Source organism: Roseateles sp. AC306, from assembly GCF_979253795.1.
In genome coordinates, this window is record NZ_CEEDEB010000020.1 from 54,711 (window position 1) to 72,827 (window position 18,117).

Here is an 18,117-nt window from a genome sequence, read left to right on the forward strand (position 1 = left end):
TTGGCGCCGGCACCGCGAAGGACTAGTCTCCCGCCACAGCCTCCAACGAGGGAGATGGCGATGAAGCTCAGCGATTTCACGATCAAGGCGCGGCTGCTCGCGCTCGCCGCCCTTGCCGTGGCGGGCATGCTGGTGGTGGGCTTGCAGGGGCTGTACAGCCTGTCGCAGTCCAAAGCCGCGTTCGTTCACTACGTGGACAACGACGTCGAATCGCTGACCCAGCTGGCCGGCGTCCGCGCCGGCGTCGGCAACCTGCGGCGCTACGAAAAAGACCTGCTCATCAACCTGGCGGACGCCAAGGCCGTGGAGCGCTACCGCAAGGACTGGACCGAGACGCTGGACAAGGTTTCCGCCAGCCTCGACAAGATCGCCCGGCTCGACGTGCCGGCCGACGTGAAGCGCATGCCCGCCGAGCTGCTGAAGGCGCTGCAGGACTACCGTGGCGGTTTCAGCGGCATCCTGGAGCGAGTGGCCAAGGGCGAGTTCGCTGATACGGCGGCGGCCAACCTGGCCATGGAGCCGGTCAAAGGCCCGGTGCGGGCCATGGACAAGCTGCTGAGCGACATGACCGACAGGATCGACCAGCATTCCACCCGCCAGGTGGCGCTGCTGGACGAGCATGAGCAAGACATCCGCCGCAACCTGACGCTGGTGGTGCTGGCTGCCGTGCTGCTGCTGGTTGGCTACACCGCGGTCAACATCCGCTCCATCCTGGCGCCGCTGGCCCTGGCCGTGAAGACGGCCGAGCGCATCGCTGGCCATGACCTGAGCCAGCCCGTGCGTGTCGACGGCCGCGACGAGACGGCCGCCGTCATGCGCGGCGTGCAGGGCATGCAGGAGTCGCTCGTCAAGGTGGTCACCGGCGTGCGCGAGGGCACGGACAACATTGCCAACGCCTCACGCGAGGTGGCGGTCGGCAGTCAGGACCTGAGCAACCGCACCGAGCAGGCGGCCTCCAATCTGCAGGAGACGGCCTCGGCGATGGAGGAGCTGACGGCCAGCGTCACCCACAACGCCGAGTCGGCCCGCCAGGCCAACCGGCTCGCCAGCGACGCCGCCGACGTGGCGCGGCGCGGCGGCGCGGTGGTGGACGAGGTGGTGCAGACCATGGGCCGCATCAGTGCCTCTTCAGCCAAGATCGCCGACATCATCTCGGTCATCGACGGCATCGCCTTCCAGACCAACATCCTGGCGCTGAATGCGGCGGTGGAGGCGGCGCGGGCCGGCGAACAGGGGCGCGGTTTTGCGGTGGTGGCCGGCGAGGTGCGCACGCTGGCCCAGCGCTCGGCTGAGGCCGCCAAGGAGATCAAGTCGCTGATCACGCAGAGCGGCGAGAACGTGCACAGTGGCGCAACACTGGTGGCCCAGGCCGGCGACACGATGAAGGACATCATCGAGTCCATCGCCCGCGTCAGCAGCATCGTCTCCGAGATCAGCCTTGCCACCGGCGAGCAGAGCACCGGCATCGGCCAGATCGGCCAGGCCATCGCCAGCCTCGACCAGATGACGCAGCAGAACGCCGCGCTGGTGGAGGAGTCCGCCGCCGCGGCGTCCAGCCTGCAACAGCAGGCCGATGAGTTGTCCCAGTCGGTGGCGGTGTTCAGGCTGGGCTGATCGCTTGCTCAGGCTGGCGTTGCCGCTGGCGTCGTTCCAGGCCTCGGCCTACATCTGCGGCGCCGTGACCTCGGCTACGGTGCGTTGTAGCCGCTTCGTGAGCCCTCCATGCCAACCTCGTCGCTTCGACCGCTGAAGATCGCCGCCGCGCTGCTGTGCTGCGCCGGCGTCGTTCTGCCAGGCGTTGCCGCCACGCACGGCGCCCGCGTCAGCGCGTTGGCGGCTTCGCCGACGCTGGAAGAGCTGAACGCTGCGTCGCTGCTGCCCGGGCACGGTCGCGCGGTGGGCGCGCACGCAGTCGCCCGCGCCCAGGTGCTGCTGGATCGGGCCTGGTTCTCGCCGGGCGAGATCGATGGCCGCCAGGGCCGCAACCTGCAACGCGCGCTGACCGCGTTCCAGCGATCCAACGGCCTGAAAACCACGGGCCGGCTCGACGCGGCCACCGCGAAGGCGCTGGAGCAGGGCGACAAGGGCGGCGCCTTCACGACCTACACCGTCACCGGCAAGGACGTGGCCGGCCCCTACACCCGCACACCCACCGACATGGCCGAGCGTGCCACGCTGAAGTCGCTGGACTATGAAACCCTCGGCGAGGCGCTGGCGGAGCGTTTTCATCTCAGCGAGTCGATGCTCGCGTCCCTCAATCGTGGCCGGTCCAAGGATTTCAAGGCAGGCGACCCCTTGATCGTGCCCGACGTCACTCCGCGCCCGCCGGTCGACGGCGCCGCGCGCAGTATCGAGATCGAGAAGAGGGCCAAGACCTTGTGGGTGCTCGGGGCGGATCGCAAGGTGCTGGGCGCGTTCCCGATCAGCATCGGCGGTCCGCGAGACCCGTTGCCACTCGGCGTGCTGAAGATCGTCAGCGAGGTGCCGAACCCGACCTTCACCTACAACCCCAAGCTGCTGAAGAACGCACCCGGGGACGCGCAGAAGGCCGAGATCGCGCCCGGCCCCAACAACCCCGTCGGCAGCACCTGGCTGGGGCTGAGCAAGCCGCACTGGGGCATCCACGGCACGCCGGACCCCGCGCAGTTGGGGCGGGAGGAAACCAACGGCTGCATCCACATGACGAACTGGGACGCGCAGCGTCTGGCCAGGCTGGTGAAACCGGGCTTCGAGGTCGACATTCGGCCCTAGTGCAGACCGCAGGCAGCGCCCGATGGCTCTCCCACCGTCCCTTCACCGCACGTCCCACGTGCCGTTGGCCTTGTTGCTGGCCTGCGCCTGCGCTTGCAGCGACCACCGCACGCCGGCGGCGCCGTCACCTCAACCTCAACCTCAACCTCAACCTCAACCTCAACCTCAGGCGAGCGCGCCGGCGGTGCAGGCCCAGGCGCCCGCGACGCCGCCTTCGTCCAGGCCCGGAACGGCAGCCACGCCCGCGTCGGGCCCGGTGGACGTCGCCGTCACGCCTGCCGACATCGCCGATCTGCAGGCCCGCCATCTGTCCATGCCGCTGCCCGACGTGCCGGCAGCCACGCTGACGGACAGCTTCGGCGACGGTCGCACGAAAGGCGCGCATGAGGCGCTGGACATCCCGGCCCCGATGCGCACGCCGGTGCTGGCGGTGGAAGACGGCATCGTCGCCAAGCTGTTCACCAGCCAGCGCGGCGGCCTCACGGTTTATCAGTTCGACCCCGCGTCGCGCTACGCCTACTACTACGCTCACCTCGACGCCTACGCGCCGGGCCTGGTGGAAGGCCAGCCGCTGCGCCGTTGCCAGTTGATCGGCTACGTGGGCCTGACCGGCAATTCACCGGCCGGCGCGCCGCACCTGCACCTGGCGATCTTCAAGCTCGAACCGCAGCCGCACTGGTGGCGCGGCGCACCGGTGAATCCCTACACCGTGCTGCGCGACTCGCGGCCTTGCTCCCCGGGCGGCTAAGGCAGCGCTGCCCGCGTAGTCGCGCCCCCCGGGGGCCGACCGAAGGCCTAGACTCGCCGCATGCCCGACTACTTCAACACCTACGTCGACGAAGAGCAGCTGCTCACCTACGAAGGCGCGGATTTCGATGAGGTGTGCCTTGCCGATCGGTCCGGAGAACTCGGCGCGCAGGTGTGGTGCTGGACGCGGCGCGACGGCGACCGGTCCAAAGCCTCCTGGCTTCGGCTCATCGTCGCCGTCGACGACAAGGATTCCGCCGCCATGGTCGAGCGCGTCCGGGAAGCCCTGAAGCCGCGGCCCGTGGCAGACCCTCATCGCCCGCCCCGGATGCATTGAGGCTCAGGCCGAAGCCGGCTCCCCCTGCGCCTTCGCCCGCTTGCGCGAGAAGCGCTGGATGACGTCATCCACCACCTCGTAGAGCACCGGGATCACCAGCAGGCTCAGGAAGGTGCTGGTGATCAGCCCGCCGATGACGACGATGGCCATCGGGGCGCGAAAGCTCGGGTCGGTGCCGAAGCCCAGCGCGATGGGCATCATGCCGGCGCCCATGGCCAGCGTCGTCATGACGATGGGCCGGGCGCGCTTGTGGCAGGCGTCCAGCAGCGCCTCCAGCCGCGTCAGGCCCTGCTCGCGCTGCGCGACGATGGCGTACTCCACCAGCAGGATGGAGTTCTTCGTCGCGATGCCCATCAGCATGATCATGCCGATCATGGCCGGCATGGAGAGGTCCGTGCCGGTCACGAACAGCGCCAGGATGGCGCCCGGGATGGACAGCACCAGCGCACCCAGGATGGTGATGGGCTGCACCCAGGCGTGGAAGAGCAGCACCAGCACGATGTAGATGCACGCCACGCCCGTGCCCATGGCCAGCGCAAAGCCCTGGCCCAGCTCGGCAAAGGCTTCGGCGTCGCCGATCTCGGCCTTGCTGACGCCCGGCGGCAGGTTGACGATGCTGGGCAGCGCATTGGCGGCGGCCTGCACCTCGCTGAGCGGCATGCCATTCAGTTCCAGCTCGAAGTTGACGTTGCGCAGCCGGTCATAACGGTCAATCTGCGCGGGGCCGCTGGTGAGCTGCAGGTCGGCCACCTGGCGCAGCGGCACGGGGCCGCGGGTGCCGGGCACCGTCAGTTCGCTCAGCAGGGCCAGGTCGGCGCGCGCCGCGTCCGGCAGGCGCACGACGATGGGCACCTGGCGCTGGCTCAGGTTGAGCTTGGGCAGCAGCTGGTCGTAGTCACCCGCGGTGGCGATGCGCAGCGTGTCGGCAATCGCTGCGGTCGACACGCCCAGATCAGCCGCGCGCGCTGCGTCGGGGCGCACGATGAGTTCGGGGCGCTGCAGGCTGGAGCTGCTCGTCACCTGGCCGATGCCCTTCAGGCCGCGCAGCTCCTGCTCGACCTTGGCGGCGTGGGCGGCCAGCTGTTCGCCGTCTTCGCCGGCCAGCACGAGCTGGTACTTCTCGTTGGAGCCGCCAAAGCTCACCTTGATGCGCGCGCCGGCAATGCCTTCGACTTGATCGCGCAGTTCGCGCTCGATCTGCTGCTTGGCGGTGCCGCGGCGGTCCTGGCGGGCGGTCAGGTTGAGCGTCAGCGTGGCCTTGCGCGACTCGGCCGCGCCGCTCATCGCGAACGGATCGCCACCGGCGCTGCCGCCGCCGACGGCCGTGTAGACCAGCTTCACATGCGCATGCTTGGCGGCCACGGCGCGGGCCTGCTCGGCGATGGCCGCCGTCTGCGCGTAGGTGCTGCCGGGCGGCAGCTCGATGCTGATCTGCGTCTGGCTCAGGTCGTCCGGCGGGATGAAGGCGCCGGGGATTTTGCCCATGAACAGCGGTGCGCAGGCGGCCAGGCCAAAGGCCGTGGCGATGGCCAGCGTCTTGCCCTTGTGCGTGAAGGCCCAGCGCGCGGCGCGGAGGTAGCGCGCCATCCAGAACGGCTCCTTGTGCGCGCGCTTCGGGGGCTTGAGGATGTAGGCCGCCATCATCGGCGTCAGCATGCGGGCGACGACGAGTGAGAAGAACACGGCGATGGCTGCCGTCCAGCCGAACTGCACGAAGAACTTGCCCACGACGCCGCTCATGAAGGCGGTGGGCAGGAAGACGGCGATCAGCGTGAAGGTGGTGGCGATGACGGCCAGGCCGATCTCGTCGGCCGCTTCACGAGCGGCCTCGAGCGGCGTCTTGCCCATCGTCAGGTGCCGCATGATGTTCTCGATCTCGACGATGGCGTCGTCCACCAGCACGCCGATGACGAGGGACAGCGACAGCAGCGTGACGACGTTGAGCGTGAAGCCCATCCAGTACATGACGAGGAAGGTTGGGATGGCCGACAGCGGCAGCGCCACGGCGCTGACGAAGGTCGCACGCCAGTCGCGCAGGAACAGGAAGACCACCAGCACGGCCAGCGCCGCGCCTTCCAGCAGCAGCTTCATGCTGCCGTCGTAGTTCTCGATGACGGGGTCGACGAAGTTGAAGGCCTCGGTGACGGTGATGTCGGGGTGGGCGGCCTTCAGCTCCTCCAGCGCCGCGCGGATGCGTTCGGCCACATCCACCTCGCCGGCGCCCTTGGCCCGGACGATCTCGAAGCCGACGACGGCCTTGCCATTCAGAAAGGCGCCGCTGCGGCGCTCGCCCAGTGTGTCGCTGACAGCGGCGACCTGGTCCAGGCGCACATGCCGACCGTTGCCCAGCGGGATGTCCATCGCAGCCAGCTCGCTGGCGCTCTGAACGGTGGCGATGGTGCGCAACGACTGCTCGGCGCCGCCCAGCTGCGCACGGCCGCCGGGGGCTTCCTGCTGCACCTGCTTCAGCTGGCGCGACACCTCGGCGGCGGTCACGCCCAGGGCGAGCATGCGCGACGGGTCCAGCTCCACGCGCAGTTCACGGTTGACACCGCCGACACGTGCCACCGAGCCCACGCCGCGCACCGACAGCAGGCGCTTGGCGACCTGGTTGTCGACGAACCAGGACAGCGCCTCGTCATCCATGCTGCTGCTGGAGACGGTGTAGGTCAGGATGGGCATGCCCGACAGGTTCATCTTGGTGATGACCGGGTCGCGCAGGTCGGCGGGCAGGTCGGCGCGGATGCGCGAGACCGCGTCGCGCGTGTCGTCCTGGGCCTCCTGCAGCGGCTTCTCCAGCCGGTACTCGACGGTGACCGTGGCCATGCCGTCCTGCACCTTGGTGTAGATGTGCTTGACGCCCTGGACGGCGGCCACCGAGTTCTCGATCTTGCGGGCGACCTCGGTTTCCATCTGCGCGGGCGCGGCGCCCGGCAGCGAGGCGCTGACGACGATGGTGGGCAGCTCGATGTCAGGGAACTGCTGCACCTTCATCTGCTTGAAGCCGTAGAGCCCGGCCGCCGTCAGCATGATGAACAGCATGATGGCCGGCACCGGGTTGGCGATGGACCAGCGGGAGACGTTGAACCCGGATCCGGCAGTGGACTGCTCGTTCTTCATCGCGTGTCCTTACTGCGCAACGCGAACGGTGTCGCCATCGGCCAGGAAGCCGACGCCAGACTCGACGACAGCAGCGCCGGCTGCCAGCCCCGAGCGCACCTCGACGCGGTCGGCTTCGCGGCGGCCGATCTGTACCTTGGTCTGGCGCACCTTGCTCCCGTCGATGCGGAAGACGTAGCTGAAGCCGTCGCGCAGCAGCACGGCGCTCTGCGGCAGTGACAGCGCGGCGCTGTCGCCCAGCACGAAGTCACCGCGTGCGAACAGGCCGGCGCGCAGCGGCTCCACCGCTTTCAGGTCCACGTAGACCAGGCCGTTGCGCGTCTGCGCGTCCACCTGGGGCGCAACGCGGCGGATGCGGCCTTCCACCGGCGGCGCGCCGCTGGGCTGCACGCGCACCTTCTGGCCCGTCTTCAGCTGCGCGAGCTCGGCGCCCGGCACCTCGGCGCGCCACTCCAGGCGGCCCTGGCGCTGCAGGCGGAACAACTCCTGCCCCGGCTGCACCAGCGCGCCCGGCGTGGCAATGCGGGCACTGATGACGCCGTCGTCCGGCGCGGTGATCTGCGTGTACGACAAGCGCAGCTGGTCGGCCTGAACGCGCGCCTTGGCGGCGGCGACGCGGGCCTGGCCGGCGGCGTCGGCAGCGAGCGCCTGGTCGATGGCCTGGGGCGACAGCGCCTCGCTGCCCTGCAGCGTCTTCACGCGCTCGGCAGTCAGGTGGGCCTCGCGGGCCGAGGCCTCGGCCTCCAGCAGCGCGGCGCGGCCGGCGGCCAGGTCGGCTTCCAGCGTGCCGGGCGACAGGCGGGCCAGCAGCTGCCCCTTCTTCACGCGGTCGCCCACGTCGACGTTGAGCACCGCCAAGCGCTGGCCGCCGAGCTCGGCGCCGATGACGACCTCCTGCCAGGCGGCGATGGAGCCGGTGCCCGACAGCGTCTGCGGCCAGTTGGCCTGGCTGGCCACGGCGCGCTTGACGGTCAACGCCGGCTTGGGCGCGGCGCTGGCGGCCTGCTGCGCGAATGCAGGGCCGCTTGATATGGCGACGACGAAGGCCGCGGCCAGCGCGAGGGTCAGGGCGGCGGTGATGAAGGGAAGGCGGGTCTTCATGGCGTTCAACGGTTGGATGCAGTGGTGTTCGTCGAGGTGTCAGCCGTCCAGCCGCCGCCGAGGCTGCGGTAGAGGCGTATCCAGGCCAGGGCGTGTTCGGCGCGCACGCTCAGCACGGCGTCGTAGGCGGCCAGTGCGTTGCGGTAGGTGGTGTTGCGCTGGGCGCCGCTCTGCAAGCCGGCTTGGGACTGAGCGCCGGAGCGCAGCGCAATGCCCAGCCATTCGCGACGTACGGCGTCCACCTCGCGCTCGCGTTCGGCGCCGGCCGTCACGCGTTGCAGCGACTCTTCCACCTCGGCCACTGCCGTCTGCCACCGGGCCTGCAGCGCGCTGGCGGCTTCATCAGCGGCGGCTTGAGCGCCCTCGCTGCGTGCGGCCCGCAGGCCGCCGTCGAACAGCGGCAGGCTCAGCGTCGGGCCGAAGGCCCACATGGAGGCATTGCTCGTCGCCCCGCCCACGCGCAGCCGCGTCTCGCCGGCCAGCGCGGTCAGGCTGAGCTGAGGCCAGCGCTGCGCCTCCACGCTGCGCTGCTGCTGCACGGCGGCCAGCCAGCGCTGATGGGCGGCGGCGAGGTCGGGGCGCTGGGCGAGCAGCTGGGCGGGCAGAGCAGTCACGTCGAAGGCGGGCGTGCTGGGCTGGCTGCGGCGCAGGTCGAAGCCGTCAGTGACGACGGCCGGCGGTGCCAGCTCTGCGGCCAGCGTGTCGCCACGCTCGCCGCAGAGCAGCGCCAGCGTCTGCAGCGCGATCTGTGCCTCGGCACGCCACAGGCTGCGGCTGGCCGACGCGGCGGCGCGCTCGGTGTTCAGGATGGCGGCATCGGTGGCGCTGAACAGGCCGGCCTGCTGCTGCTGGCGTGCCCAGCCGGCGATCTGCTCGGCAAACCGCGTGTCCAGCTCGGCGGACTCTTCACGCGCCTGCGCCAGCCGCAGCTGCACATAGGCCTGGGCCACGTCGGCGGCCAGGCTGACGCGGGCGGCATGCCAGTCGGCCGTGGCCGCGCTGGCATGCAGGCTTTCAGCGGCGGCGGCGGCGCGCTGGCTGCCGAACAGGTCGATCTCCCAGCTCGCATTGAACTGGGCGCTGGCCTGCGTGCTGGTGCCGGGCACCGCGCCGGCGTTGCGGCCGCGCTGGGCCTGCGCGCTGGCCGACAGCTGCGGCAGCAGCGCGGAGCGGGCCTGGGCGGCGCCGGCTTCGGCCTGGCGGCGGCGGGCGGCGGCCTGGGCCAGGGTCGGGCTCTGCGCCTGGGCGCGGTCGATGAGCCGGGCCAGTTGCGGGTCGCTGAAAGCCTGCCACCAGCTGCCGAGCGCCGCCGTGCTGCCGCCGTGGGGCAGGGGCGAGCGCCAGGCCTCAGGGATGGCCGTGGAGGCGGGCGGTGCGGCCGGCGGGGCCGTGGTGCAGGCAGCGAGCGCGGCCAGCAGGGGCGCGATGAGGAGTAGGCGTCGGTTCATGGAGCGTGGCGTTTGCGTTCGTAGTCGACCAGCGCGCAGCCCCAGTCCGCCAGGCGGCCGCAGGTCTGTTCCAGCAGCGGGTCGTCGGCCAGCAGTTCGGGGTGGAAGGCGTCCAGCATCGGCCGGGTCATGGAGTAGTCGTGGGCCATGGCCTGCAGGCCCATGGCCAGCTGGTGGATGGCGGCCGTGGGCTCGGCAAGCCCGGCGTGGCGGGCCAGCAGGCGTGCGAAGCGGTCGAAGATCGGGCCGACATCGCGCGCCACGGCTTCCATGAAGATGGGGCTGGGCGCCTGCATCTCGCGGAAGAACAGCTGCGCGCTGCAGGCGCTGTCGTCAAACAGGAAGGGTTGCAGGAAGCGGCAGATGGACTCGTGCAGGCTCAAGGCCGGCTCGTCGAACCCTGCCAGCTGCCGATGCAGTTCGTCCACGGGGAGCCGCAGCACCTCGCGGTACAGGCCGTCCTTGTCGCCGAAGTGGTAATGAATGGCGCCGGGGTTCACGCCGGCGGCAGCGCAGATCTCGCGCGTCGTCACGGCATCGAAACCGCGCTCGCCGAACAGCCGCATCGCCTCAGCCAACAGGCGGTCGCGGGCGGGCAGGGCGTCGGTACTTGCGGGTGATTGCGCGGTGGGTTGAGCGGGCATGGCGTGGAATGTAACAGCCAACCAAGCGCTTGCTTGGTTTCGTTTTGTATCGTTTTATGGCATCGCCGGCTCATCGCCGGCGCAACGCAGGAACGGCGGTTGCCGGGTATTTGGAGCGGCATCCGCCGCACTTGCCGTCCAAACCCACCTTGGAGAGTCACCATGAGCAAGAGATTCAACCCCCTGACCACCGGCGTTGCGATCGCGACTGCCAGCCTGATCGTCGGCATTGCCGGTTGCGCCGGAACGCGGACCGAAACGACCGACCAGACCGACAGCGCCGGCTTGTCGCGCGAGTCGACCAACAACTCGCAGGCGCCCGCAGCCCAGGCCGACACGTCGACCATGCCGATGGCCAGCAGCTCCACCGCCTCGACAGCGCCGGTCCAGTCGACCGATTCGACGGTCGCCACCACGACGATGCCCAGCGATACCGCAGCGGCCGTGCCGGCCGATCAGCCCGCCGCGAACAGCACCGCCGCCATTCCGAACAGCAGCTACCCGAGCACGAGCACGAGCAGCAGCAACAGCAGCAGCACGAGCAACATCGGCGGCAGCAGCGCGAGCAGCGGCACGAGCAGCGGCATGAACAGCGGCACGCCCAGCAACTCGAACAGCGGCACGACCAGCAGCATGAACAGCGGCACAAGCGGCAGCATGAACAGCGGCACAAACAGCAGCACGGACTACGGCAGCGCTGCCGGTGCGTCCAGCACGAGCAACGATGCTTCCTTGAGCACGGGCAGCGACCGCGCTCTGGCACCGCGCGCGGACCGCAACTGACCTTCGCGCGGCCTCTCGCCGCGTTTCCACCCTTGCTGTGCGGGCTCGGCCGCCAGCAAGGGCGGTGCTTTCGCGCCGTCAGGAACGGCACAGCGCTACCTAGCGCCCGCTAGCGCCGCTTCGTGCGGAACGTGATGGACCAGCGCAGGGCGTCCACTGGGGCAACGCTGTGTTGCCAATCCCAGCGCGCCGCGCCGCGAAGCGCGTAGACGGAGCGTGGTTGCGCGCGAAGCTTGACGATGTCTTCCCGCCTCGGCCGGTCCGGCGGGTAGGGCCGAAACCGAAGCACGGCCTCACTGCCCAGCGACACGCCAAAGACCTCCTCGAAATCCGGCACGTCGCGGTGCCAGCCCAGCGGCGTGCCGGGCGCGTATTCAGCCACCAGCGTGTGCACCAGCGCCTGCGACGCGATGCCGGCCCAGGCGGCGACACGGTCGCGCAGCGGGTGCAGCGCGTCGATCAGCGGGCCGGCGGGGAGCAGCTCGTTGCTGTCGTAGTCGAACCGCCCGCCATAGCTGACGACGCGCCGCCGTGCCGTGTAGCTCTTGTACTGCGCAGCCTGCAGAGGCAGTTGGCATACGAGCGCGATCAGCTCCGCTTCTTCGGCCGGCGTGACGAAACCAGGCTGGTAGATCAGCCCGTCGGGCAAAGCGCCCGGCGAGGGCGGCAGGTCATCGAACAGCGCGGATTGCATGCAGGGCTTGGGCCGGCCGCAGCGAGCCGACCTCGATGCCGCGCCAGTTGCGCAGCGCGAGATGGCTGTAGCCGCGCAGCAGGTCATCCTCGGTCTGGAGCAGGGCGCTGGCCACTGCGGCAAAAGCCGCCTCGGCCGCGCGCGCGGCGCCGTCGTCGATCTTGAGCGCCACGCCCAGGCCCAGCTCCGGCAACGCCGCACAGTAGACGCCCTCGGCGCCGATTTTGCAGAACAGGCGCTCGCCGAAGGCCTGCATGACGCGGGTGTCGAAGCGGTCGGTGCCGCCCACCATGAAGGGCGCCCGGGCGACGGCCTGGCGCAGGCGAAGTGCGGCGCGGGCGTTGGCGGCGGTCAGGCCCTGGCCGGTGCCGGCGCGCGCAAAGGCCAACGCGAGTGAGCGCAGCGGCAGCGCAAAGGTCGGGATGGAGCAGCCATCGATGCCGCGCGGCGCCTGCTCCACATCGACGCCAGCGACAGCCGACAGCGCCGCCGACACCTCGCGCATGACCGGGTGTTCGGCCGCCACATAGCCGCGTGCGAATTCGGCTGGGTCTGTGCCCGCATTGCGTGCCATCAGGCAGGCGACGCAGACGAAGCCGCTGTGCTTGCCCGAGCAGTTGTTGTGCAACGCCGTGGCCTGCTCGCCGCGCGCCACCATGCCGCGCAGCACCGGCTCGCGGCCCGGCCACTGGGTGCCGCATTCCAGCGCGTTTTCGTCCAGGCCCAGCTTGGCGAGTACAGCGGCGGCCGTGGCCACATGCTCGGGCTCGCCGCTGTGCGAGGCGCAGGCCAGGGCGAGTTCTTCGTCGGTCAGGTCGAAGGCCTCGGCCGCACCGCTGGCCACCAGCGGCAACGCCTGCAGCAGCTTGACCGCAGAGCGCGGAAAGATCGGTCGGTCGACATCGCCCAGGGCCGTGTGCACGGCGCCCGAGGTGTCGACGATGGCCAAGGCGCCGGCGTGAAGCGATTCGACGGCGCTGCCGCGCAGGACTTCGATGAGGACGGGGTTCATCTGCGCATCATCCACAAAAGAAAAGGCCCGGTGCGTTTCGCATCGGGCCTTTATGTCGGTCATTGCCTGTAGAGCAACTCTTCAGCTGCAACTCTGGCTCTCGACGATTCAAATTTAGCTGGCTTGGCCCAGCACCGACACGTGAGCAGCGCCGCATGCGGGCGTAGGAGAAGGCCTGGCCAGTGCCACGCATCCGCTTGCACTTCATGGCTGAACAAATCGTTCGCTGAGCGACGCCTCGATGCGGCATGCCAGCCGCTCGGCCGTGCCCGCCGCACTCTCGCCGCGATGGCGCTCGGCCACCGCGCGGGCGGCAGCGGCGAAACGGGGTTCATGCAGCAACTGCCCCATCAGCCGTCGCCAGTCGGGGCTGGGTGCGCCCGGCGGCACGGTCAGGCCCAGGCCTTGGTCCACAAGGCGCCGGCCGGTCATCAACTGCTCCATGTGATTGGCCACCACCAGTTGGGGCTTGCCGGCCAGCAACGCTGCAGTGGCCGTGCCCAGGCCGCCGTGCGAGACGATGAGGTCCGCCGCTGCCAGGGTTGCATCGAGCTTGACGGGCTGCGCCTCGAAGCGCAGCTGCGGCCCGGCCAGCCGTTGCGAGGCCTCGGCCGACAGGCCCTTGGCGTGGACAAGCGCACGCACGCCCAGTTCGCGCAGTGCCTGCATCAGCCGCGCGAACTCGGGATGCCCCGGGCTCAGATAGGCAAACACCTTGGGGCCTTTACCGCCGGGCCAGACCGGCTCGACGCCGCTGTCGCCGACGTAGGTCGGGCCGCAGAAGGGCATGTCCGCCGGGTAGCCGCCATAGTGCGCCAGCTCGGGCAGTGAGGCGATGGCCTGATGGCAGCCGTCGAAGAGGTCGGTCAGGCGCGCCAGCGGCGCCAGGCTCAGCATCGCCAGCGCCTGGTTGGCCACCGGCAGCAGCATGGCGTCGTCGGCGGCGCAGCGTGCGGCGGCGCCCGGGTCCCAATGCGCCATGGGTGGAAAGTGCTCGCCGCCCGGTGGCACCTCAAAGCTGGTGCCGATGGTCCAGACGTTCATGCCGAAGGCCCGGGACGCCAGCAATGCGGTCGGCGCGTGGTCGCAGATCAGCACCTCGGGCTGCAGAACCTCGTACCAGCGCCGCCAGCCGCCGATCAGGCCGGCCAGCCCGGGAGCGTCCAGCCAGCCCGCGGCTGCCAGCACGCTGGTGTAGTTGGACAGCCGCGGCGGGTTGGCGAGCTGCGGCAGCCAGACCGGGGCCTGGCCCATGGCAAAGCCCTCGGCTGCGATGCGCCCATGGGCGCGAGACAGGTCGCGCAGCACGAAGCTGATCTCGTGACCGCGTGCGCGCAGCGCGCGAGCCGTGAGCAGCAAGCGGTCGATGTGGCCCATGTTGGCGCCCATCTCCCAGACGGCGAGGATGCGGGTCATAGACGATGTCGGGGATCTTTACAAATCATGACCTAGGGGTGCCGGCCCGCGAGCTTAAGTGATTGAGCCCATTAGGAATTCGCGTTTGGCTCGAACTTTGCAGCGTTCAGCTGTCATCGTTTGCCACAACTACAACGGAGCACCTGAACATGATCTTGCCCCAATCACGACTTTCGCGGCTGAGTCTCGCCGCGCTGGCCACGCTGCTGGGCCAGGCCGGCATCGCCTACGCCGATCCGGTCGTCAGTGCCAGTTCGCTGGCGGCCGTCGCCACTGGCACGGCCACGCCGGTTCCGTATGCCACCGTCGGCTATGTCAACAGCCAGTCGTCCATCGGCGACACCACCGGCAACGCCTACGGCTACTCGTTTGCCAACGCCAGCGGTGCCTATGCGGTCAGCTCCAACAGCTCCGGTATTGGCAACAGCGCTGCGCATGCGCAGTTCGCCCACCGCTTCGAGAACCTGACCGGCGTCGCCCAGCACTACACGTTGAGCTTCCACATCTACGGCGGCAGCATTGCCACGAGCGCCTACTACCGGCCCCTGACCAGCGGTGAACTGCTGACCTCGAGCTACGCCGCGTCGGTGAAGACCAGCGTGAACGGCGCCTCCTGGACGTCGGTGTTCAACACCGCCGCCACCGTCACGACCGACGCGAGCGGCAGCACCGGTTCGCGCAGCGGCGTCAGTCTGACCGGCAGCGATGCCGATTTCAGCGACGGCAACTACTACTGGAGCAACGACTACTACAGCGTCGACCTCGGCATCGTCGCCGCTGGCGGCTATGTCGACGTGCTGTCCGAAGTGGAGAACAGCGCGATGGCCAACGTCGGCGTCTACAACTTCACCGGCGGCGATTGCGGCGGCTATGGCTACGGCTACGGTGGCTACGGCCAGAACTGCGGCGACCGCGAGGTGTTTGCCGGCACGGCTTACTCCTTCTACGGCGACCCGGCCGAGCTGAACGGCGACCCGCAGCTGGACTTCGCGCTCACCGCCGCCGTCGCGCAGGACCTGCCCGAGCCGGCCAGCCTGGCCCTTGTCGGCCTGGGCATTGCCGCCGCGGGTGTGGCCCGACGCCGCCGCAAGGACTGAGTGCTTCCCCGCTCATCGAAGGCGCCCTCGGGCGCCTTTTTTGTTTTCAGAGCGTCGCGATCAGCTCGCCAAAGCAGGCCGCCGGGCTGAAGCGCTCGCCGGCCAGGCGAAACCCGGCCTGGGCGACGCTGCAGCGCCGGGCGGGTGCATCGGCCAGCGCGGCAATCGCGTCAGCGAAGGCGGCGGCGCCATCGGCCACGACGAAAGCATCCCCGGCGTTGTCCAGCCCGCGCACCGCATGCGGGCTCGCTACCAGCGCCACGCCGTGGGCCAGGGCCTCGACGGTCTTGATCTTCAGCCCCGAGCCGCTGACGACCGGGTTGATGCAGAGGTCCGCTGCCGCGTAGGCCGCGTCCAGGTCATCGACCATGCCGTGCACATGAACGCCGTGGACAGAGCGCAGCCGCATCGCCGGCCCGATCTGCCCGACGACATCCAGCTGCAGGCCGCGCCCGGCCAGCCGTGGCCAGGCCTCGTGCAGGAAGGCGTGCAAGCCTTGCTGGTTGGGCAGGTAGCCGCTGGCGACGAAAAGCAGGCGCTGCAGCGGCTCACGCCAGGGCGAAGGGCGAAGCGGCACCGCATGCGGCGCCAGGACGACTCGCCTGCTGCCCAGCCAGCCGCGGAACACCTCGGCATCGGGTTCGCTGATGGCGATGACGCGGTCAAAGGCGCGCAGCTGGGCTTCTTCCTGGGCGGCGCTCAGCAGCGGCCGGTCCAGGCGCTCGCCCATGGCGACGAGCTCGGCATCCCGACGGTGCACGACGTCGTGCGTGTCCACCAGCGCCTGCACACCCGGCGGGATGGCCGCGCGCAGCCAGCCGAGCGACAGGTATTCGACGATGCAGCTGTGTTGCGGCGTGGCGCGGAAGAAGGCGGCCAGCGCGACCAGCGCGTCGCGCTGCTGGCCGCTGGGCGGCAGGTCCAGCGTGTGCAGGCGCGCGCCGGGCACGGCGGCAGCGATGGCAGCACGAACACTGTCGGGCACGGCGGTCGGCAAGACCAGCGTCAGCTCGACGGCCTCGGCCAGTGCCGCAGCCAGCGCTCGGATGCGCGCCCGGTGGCCTGCGCCGACATGCCAGAAATCGACCGCCGTCAGCAGCGCGACGCGGCGCCGCGTCATGGGTTTGGGTTTGGGTCTGTGCCTGGGCCTGGACGCGGCAGCAACGCGCGCAGCTGGCCCAGCACGCGTTGGCCCCAGGCGGCGTCCTCGGCGGCGCGAGCTTGACGCTCCAGCCGTGCCGCTGTGTCGCCACCCCCAGACTGCAGCAGCCAGCGCAGCCAGCGAGCCTCCCAGCCGTCTGAGAAAAAGGCGCGCTCCGCCGTGCGGGCGCGGGTGTAGGCGGCGAACAGGGCCTCCGCTGCGACGGCCAGGTCGATGCCCGGCAGCGGGCCGTCGCGGTCGACGAACTGCGACAGCCATGACGCGTTCGGCGTTGCCGTCGCCGGCAGGCGCAGGTCCATCAGGTTCTCAGCCAAGCGGCTGGCCCCGCCCATCTGCAGCAGGTAGTGGGCGAGCAGCCAGCCGGCGGCGCGCGACGGTATCGCCAACGTTTCTGCCGCGAAGAAGCCGGCCAGCAGCGGCGTGCGGCGCAGCACCATCGCCGGCAGCGGCGCCAGGGGCCAGTCGCGCAGCGGGTGGGCGAAGGCGTTGACGGTGCCGCCGCCCCAGCCGTTGGCGGTCAGCAGGATGCCGTGATGCACCAACACCCCGTTGGCGTCGATGAGGCGCAGGTCGCTGGCCGTCAGCATCGGCAGGTTGCCGAAGCGGTGGGCGTGCAGGTGCTTGGCGGCGAACAGCGGGTCGGGCCGGTCGCCCGCGCCCAGGAAGCACAGGTAGCCGCCACGCGCAGCCTGCCAGCCGGCGCGCATGCGGGCATAGGCGTCGGCGCCATCGGCCGTGGCGGCGCGCGCGCCCGGGCAGGCAGGCGGCAGCGCGGCCAGCGTGGCCGCATCGCCCACCCAGATGAGCTCGTGGTGGCTGTCGCGCTGGGTGGCTGCGGCCTCGGCGGTGGCGAGTGCCCAGTCGGGCGGCGCGCCCTGCGTGTCGACGATGAGGCTCAGCAGTGGCTGCGGGTAGCGGCGGCTGGCCGGTGCAGCGCGCACGACGTGTTCAAGGCGGCCGATGTAGCCGAGCCGTTCGGCGCGCTCGGCGTCGCTAAAGGTCAGCGTGTCGACCAGCAGCTCCAGCCAGCGCAGCTTGCGCGGCCAACGGTCGTGCCAGATCGGCTTGGCGCGGAACTGGCCGTTCACGATGCTGGCCAGGTTGTTGTCGCCATGTACGACATAGCTGCCCAGGCGCTGGCACAGGTAGTGCACCTCGCCGGTGAAGATCATGGCGCCGTGGCCGAGCACCGCATCCGACCCCATCGGCCATTCCCAGGTGGGCACCTCGGCCATCACGCGCCGTAGCAGCTCGCGGCCGAAGACCATGCCCGACGTGACGGCGAACGGAAAGAAGTGGTGCGCTGCGGTGATCGTCAGATGCGGCCCGAAGCGCTGCTGGTTGATGACCTCGAACCAGCTTGCCGCAATGGCGCTGCCGTCGGCGCCGTCGAGGATGTCCAGGTCGTGGCAGAGGAAGAGGTTGGCGCTGTCGACCTGCAGCGTGCCGAGGTGGCGGGCGATCTCGGCGAGCTTGTGCGGGTGGCAGCGGTCGTCGGCATCCAGCAGGCAGACGTAGTCGCCGCTGGCCTGGGCCAGCCCGGCCGCGAAGGCCGCCGTCTGGCCGCGGTTCTGCTGGAAGACCAGCTTCACACCGTCGCTGCCGGCCCACGCCTGCAGCCGTTCGCGCGAGTCGTCGGTCGAGCCGTCATCGACGACGATGACCTCGCGCAATTCGGGCGGGTAGTCCTGGCCCAGCACGCTGTCGACCGCCCGGCCGACGAGGGCAGCATGGTTGTAGTTGGCGACGATGACGCTGAAGCTGAAGCGGGGGGACGACGACGCGGACTCGACCATTCACGGACC

The 18,117-nt window shown here is 70.1% G+C and carries 15 protein-coding genes; 6 read left to right on the plus strand and 9 right to left on the minus strand.

What is annotated here, in order from left to right:
* Positions 1-60 precede the first annotated feature (60 nt).
* The 4 genes from AC0IZJ_RS25870 to AC0IZJ_RS25885 all read left to right on the plus strand — a co-directional run bounded on the left by AC0IZJ_RS25870 (position 61) and on the right by AC0IZJ_RS25885 (position 3,835).
* A complete protein-coding gene (locus tag AC0IZJ_RS25870) occupies positions 61-1,614 on the plus strand; it encodes a methyl-accepting chemotaxis protein (protein WP_471854713.1) in 1,554 nt (517 codons plus the stop codon).
* A 108-nt stretch (positions 1,615-1,722) separates the two neighbouring features.
* Complete coding sequence (locus tag AC0IZJ_RS25875) at positions 1,723-2,751, plus strand: L,D-transpeptidase family protein (protein WP_471854715.1); 1,029 nt, start codon at positions 1,723-1,725, stop codon at positions 2,749-2,751.
* 256 nt (positions 2,752-3,007) lie between these two features.
* Positions 3,008-3,499 (plus strand): M23 family metallopeptidase, encoded by a 492-nt coding sequence (locus AC0IZJ_RS25880; protein WP_471854716.1) that lies wholly within the window; start codon positions 3,008-3,010, stop codon positions 3,497-3,499.
* Positions 3,500-3,559: 60 nt separating this feature from the next.
* Complete coding sequence (locus AC0IZJ_RS25885) at positions 3,560-3,835, plus strand: hypothetical protein (protein WP_471854718.1); 276 nt, start codon at positions 3,560-3,562, stop codon at positions 3,833-3,835.
* A gap of 3 nt (positions 3,836-3,838) precedes the next feature.
* On the opposite strand, the gene AC0IZJ_RS25890 is transcribed toward AC0IZJ_RS25885, so the two are convergent.
* The 4 genes from AC0IZJ_RS25890 to AC0IZJ_RS25905 are packed head-to-tail and all read right to left on the minus strand — an operon-like array spanning position 3,839 to position 10,148.
* Positions 3,839-6,955, minus strand: a complete 3,117-nt coding sequence (locus AC0IZJ_RS25890; RefSeq protein ID WP_471854720.1) for an efflux RND transporter permease subunit — start codon at positions 6,953-6,955, stop codon at positions 3,839-3,841.
* Positions 6,956-6,964: 9 nt separating this feature from the next.
* Positions 6,965-8,056: an efflux RND transporter periplasmic adaptor subunit gene (locus AC0IZJ_RS25895; protein ID WP_471854721.1), complete on the minus strand. Its 1,092-nt coding sequence runs from the start codon at positions 8,054-8,056 to the stop codon at positions 6,965-6,967.
* Between the two features lie 5 nt (positions 8,057-8,061).
* A complete protein-coding gene (locus tag AC0IZJ_RS25900) occupies positions 8,062-9,504 on the minus strand; it encodes an efflux transporter outer membrane subunit (RefSeq protein WP_471854722.1) in 1,443 nt (480 codons plus the stop codon).
* On the minus strand, positions 9,501-10,148 hold the full coding sequence (locus AC0IZJ_RS25905; protein WP_471854723.1) for a TetR/AcrR family transcriptional regulator: 648 nt from the start codon (positions 10,146-10,148) through the stop codon (positions 9,501-9,503). The genes AC0IZJ_RS25900 and AC0IZJ_RS25905 overlap by 4 nt, the downstream gene beginning before the upstream one ends.
* Before the next feature lie 162 nt (positions 10,149-10,310).
* On the opposite strand from AC0IZJ_RS25905, the gene AC0IZJ_RS25910 reads away from it, so the two are divergent.
* Entirely contained in the window at positions 10,311-10,931 is a 621-nt protein-coding gene (locus AC0IZJ_RS25910) for a hypothetical protein (RefSeq protein ID WP_471854724.1), read from the plus strand.
* Between the two features lie 109 nt (positions 10,932-11,040).
* Here the strand turns inward: AC0IZJ_RS25910 and AC0IZJ_RS25915 are convergent, their stop codons facing one another.
* From AC0IZJ_RS25915 to AC0IZJ_RS25925, 3 genes are all read right to left on the minus strand, one after another.
* Positions 11,041-11,625, minus strand: a complete 585-nt coding sequence (locus tag AC0IZJ_RS25915; RefSeq protein ID WP_471854726.1) for an alpha-ketoglutarate-dependent dioxygenase AlkB — start codon at positions 11,623-11,625, stop codon at positions 11,041-11,043.
* Positions 11,603-12,637 (minus strand): asparaginase, encoded by a 1,035-nt coding sequence (locus tag AC0IZJ_RS25920; RefSeq protein WP_471854728.1) that lies wholly within the window; start codon positions 12,635-12,637, stop codon positions 11,603-11,605. The genes AC0IZJ_RS25915 and AC0IZJ_RS25920 overlap by 23 nt, the downstream gene beginning before the upstream one ends.
* Before the next feature lie 204 nt (positions 12,638-12,841).
* The gene (locus tag AC0IZJ_RS25925) at positions 12,842-14,053 is read right to left on the minus strand and encodes a glycosyltransferase (RefSeq protein ID WP_471854730.1); all 1,212 of its coding nucleotides are present in this window, start codon (positions 14,051-14,053) and stop codon (positions 12,842-12,844) included.
* Between the two features lie 149 nt (positions 14,054-14,202).
* Between AC0IZJ_RS25925 and AC0IZJ_RS25930 the strand changes: the two genes are divergently transcribed.
* Complete coding sequence (locus tag AC0IZJ_RS25930; protein ID WP_471854732.1) at positions 14,203-15,150, plus strand: PEP-CTERM sorting domain-containing protein; 948 nt, start codon at positions 14,203-14,205, stop codon at positions 15,148-15,150.
* A gap of 46 nt (positions 15,151-15,196) precedes the next feature.
* Here the strand turns inward: AC0IZJ_RS25930 and AC0IZJ_RS25935 are convergent, their stop codons facing one another.
* Complete coding sequence (locus tag AC0IZJ_RS25935; RefSeq protein ID WP_471854734.1) at positions 15,197-16,270, minus strand: glycosyltransferase; 1,074 nt, start codon at positions 16,268-16,270, stop codon at positions 15,197-15,199.
* On the minus strand, positions 16,267-18,108 hold the full coding sequence (locus AC0IZJ_RS25940; RefSeq protein ID WP_471854736.1) for a glycosyltransferase family 2 protein: 1,842 nt from the start codon (positions 18,106-18,108) through the stop codon (positions 16,267-16,269). Before AC0IZJ_RS25940 ends, AC0IZJ_RS25935 begins: the two co-directional genes overlap by 4 nt.
* Positions 18,109-18,117 lie beyond the last annotated feature (9 nt).

Excerpts from the sequence above, each read along its gene's own strand:
- AC0IZJ_RS25870 (WP_471854713.1), top strand. The coding sequence starts at position 61 with ATGAAGCTCAGCGATTTCACGATCAAGGCGCGGCTGCTCGCGCTCGCC.
- AC0IZJ_RS25875 (WP_471854715.1), top strand. The coding sequence starts at position 1,723 with ATGCCAACCTCGTCGCTTCGACCGCTGAAGATCGCCGCCGCGCTGCTG.
- AC0IZJ_RS25885 (WP_471854718.1), top strand. The coding sequence starts at position 3,560 with ATGCCCGACTACTTCAACACCTACGTCGACGAAGAGCAGCTGCTCACC.
- AC0IZJ_RS25890 (WP_471854720.1), bottom strand. The coding sequence starts at position 6,955 with ATGAAGAACGAGCAGTCCACTGCCGGATCCGGGTTCAACGTCTCCCGC.
- AC0IZJ_RS25895 (WP_471854721.1), bottom strand. The coding sequence starts at position 8,056 with ATGAAGACCCGCCTTCCCTTCATCACCGCCGCCCTGACCCTCGCGCTG.
- AC0IZJ_RS25900 (WP_471854722.1), bottom strand. The coding sequence starts at position 9,504 with ATGAACCGACGCCTACTCCTCATCGCGCCCCTGCTGGCCGCGCTCGCT.
- AC0IZJ_RS25905 (WP_471854723.1), bottom strand. The coding sequence starts at position 10,148 with ATGCCCGCTCAACCCACCGCGCAATCACCCGCAAGTACCGACGCCCTG.
- AC0IZJ_RS25910 (WP_471854724.1), top strand. The coding sequence starts at position 10,311 with ATGAGCAAGAGATTCAACCCCCTGACCACCGGCGTTGCGATCGCGACT.
- AC0IZJ_RS25915 (WP_471854726.1), bottom strand. The coding sequence starts at position 11,625 with ATGCAATCCGCGCTGTTCGATGACCTGCCGCCCTCGCCGGGCGCTTTG.
- AC0IZJ_RS25920 (WP_471854728.1), bottom strand. The coding sequence starts at position 12,637 with ATGAACCCCGTCCTCATCGAAGTCCTGCGCGGCAGCGCCGTCGAATCG.
- AC0IZJ_RS25925 (WP_471854730.1), bottom strand. The coding sequence starts at position 14,053 with ATGACCCGCATCCTCGCCGTCTGGGAGATGGGCGCCAACATGGGCCAC.
- AC0IZJ_RS25930 (WP_471854732.1), top strand. The coding sequence starts at position 14,203 with ATGATCTTGCCCCAATCACGACTTTCGCGGCTGAGTCTCGCCGCGCTG.
- AC0IZJ_RS25935 (WP_471854734.1), bottom strand. The coding sequence starts at position 16,270 with ATGACGCGGCGCCGCGTCGCGCTGCTGACGGCGGTCGATTTCTGGCAT.
- AC0IZJ_RS25940 (WP_471854736.1), bottom strand. The coding sequence starts at position 18,108 with ATGGTCGAGTCCGCGTCGTCGTCCCCCCGCTTCAGCTTCAGCGTCATC.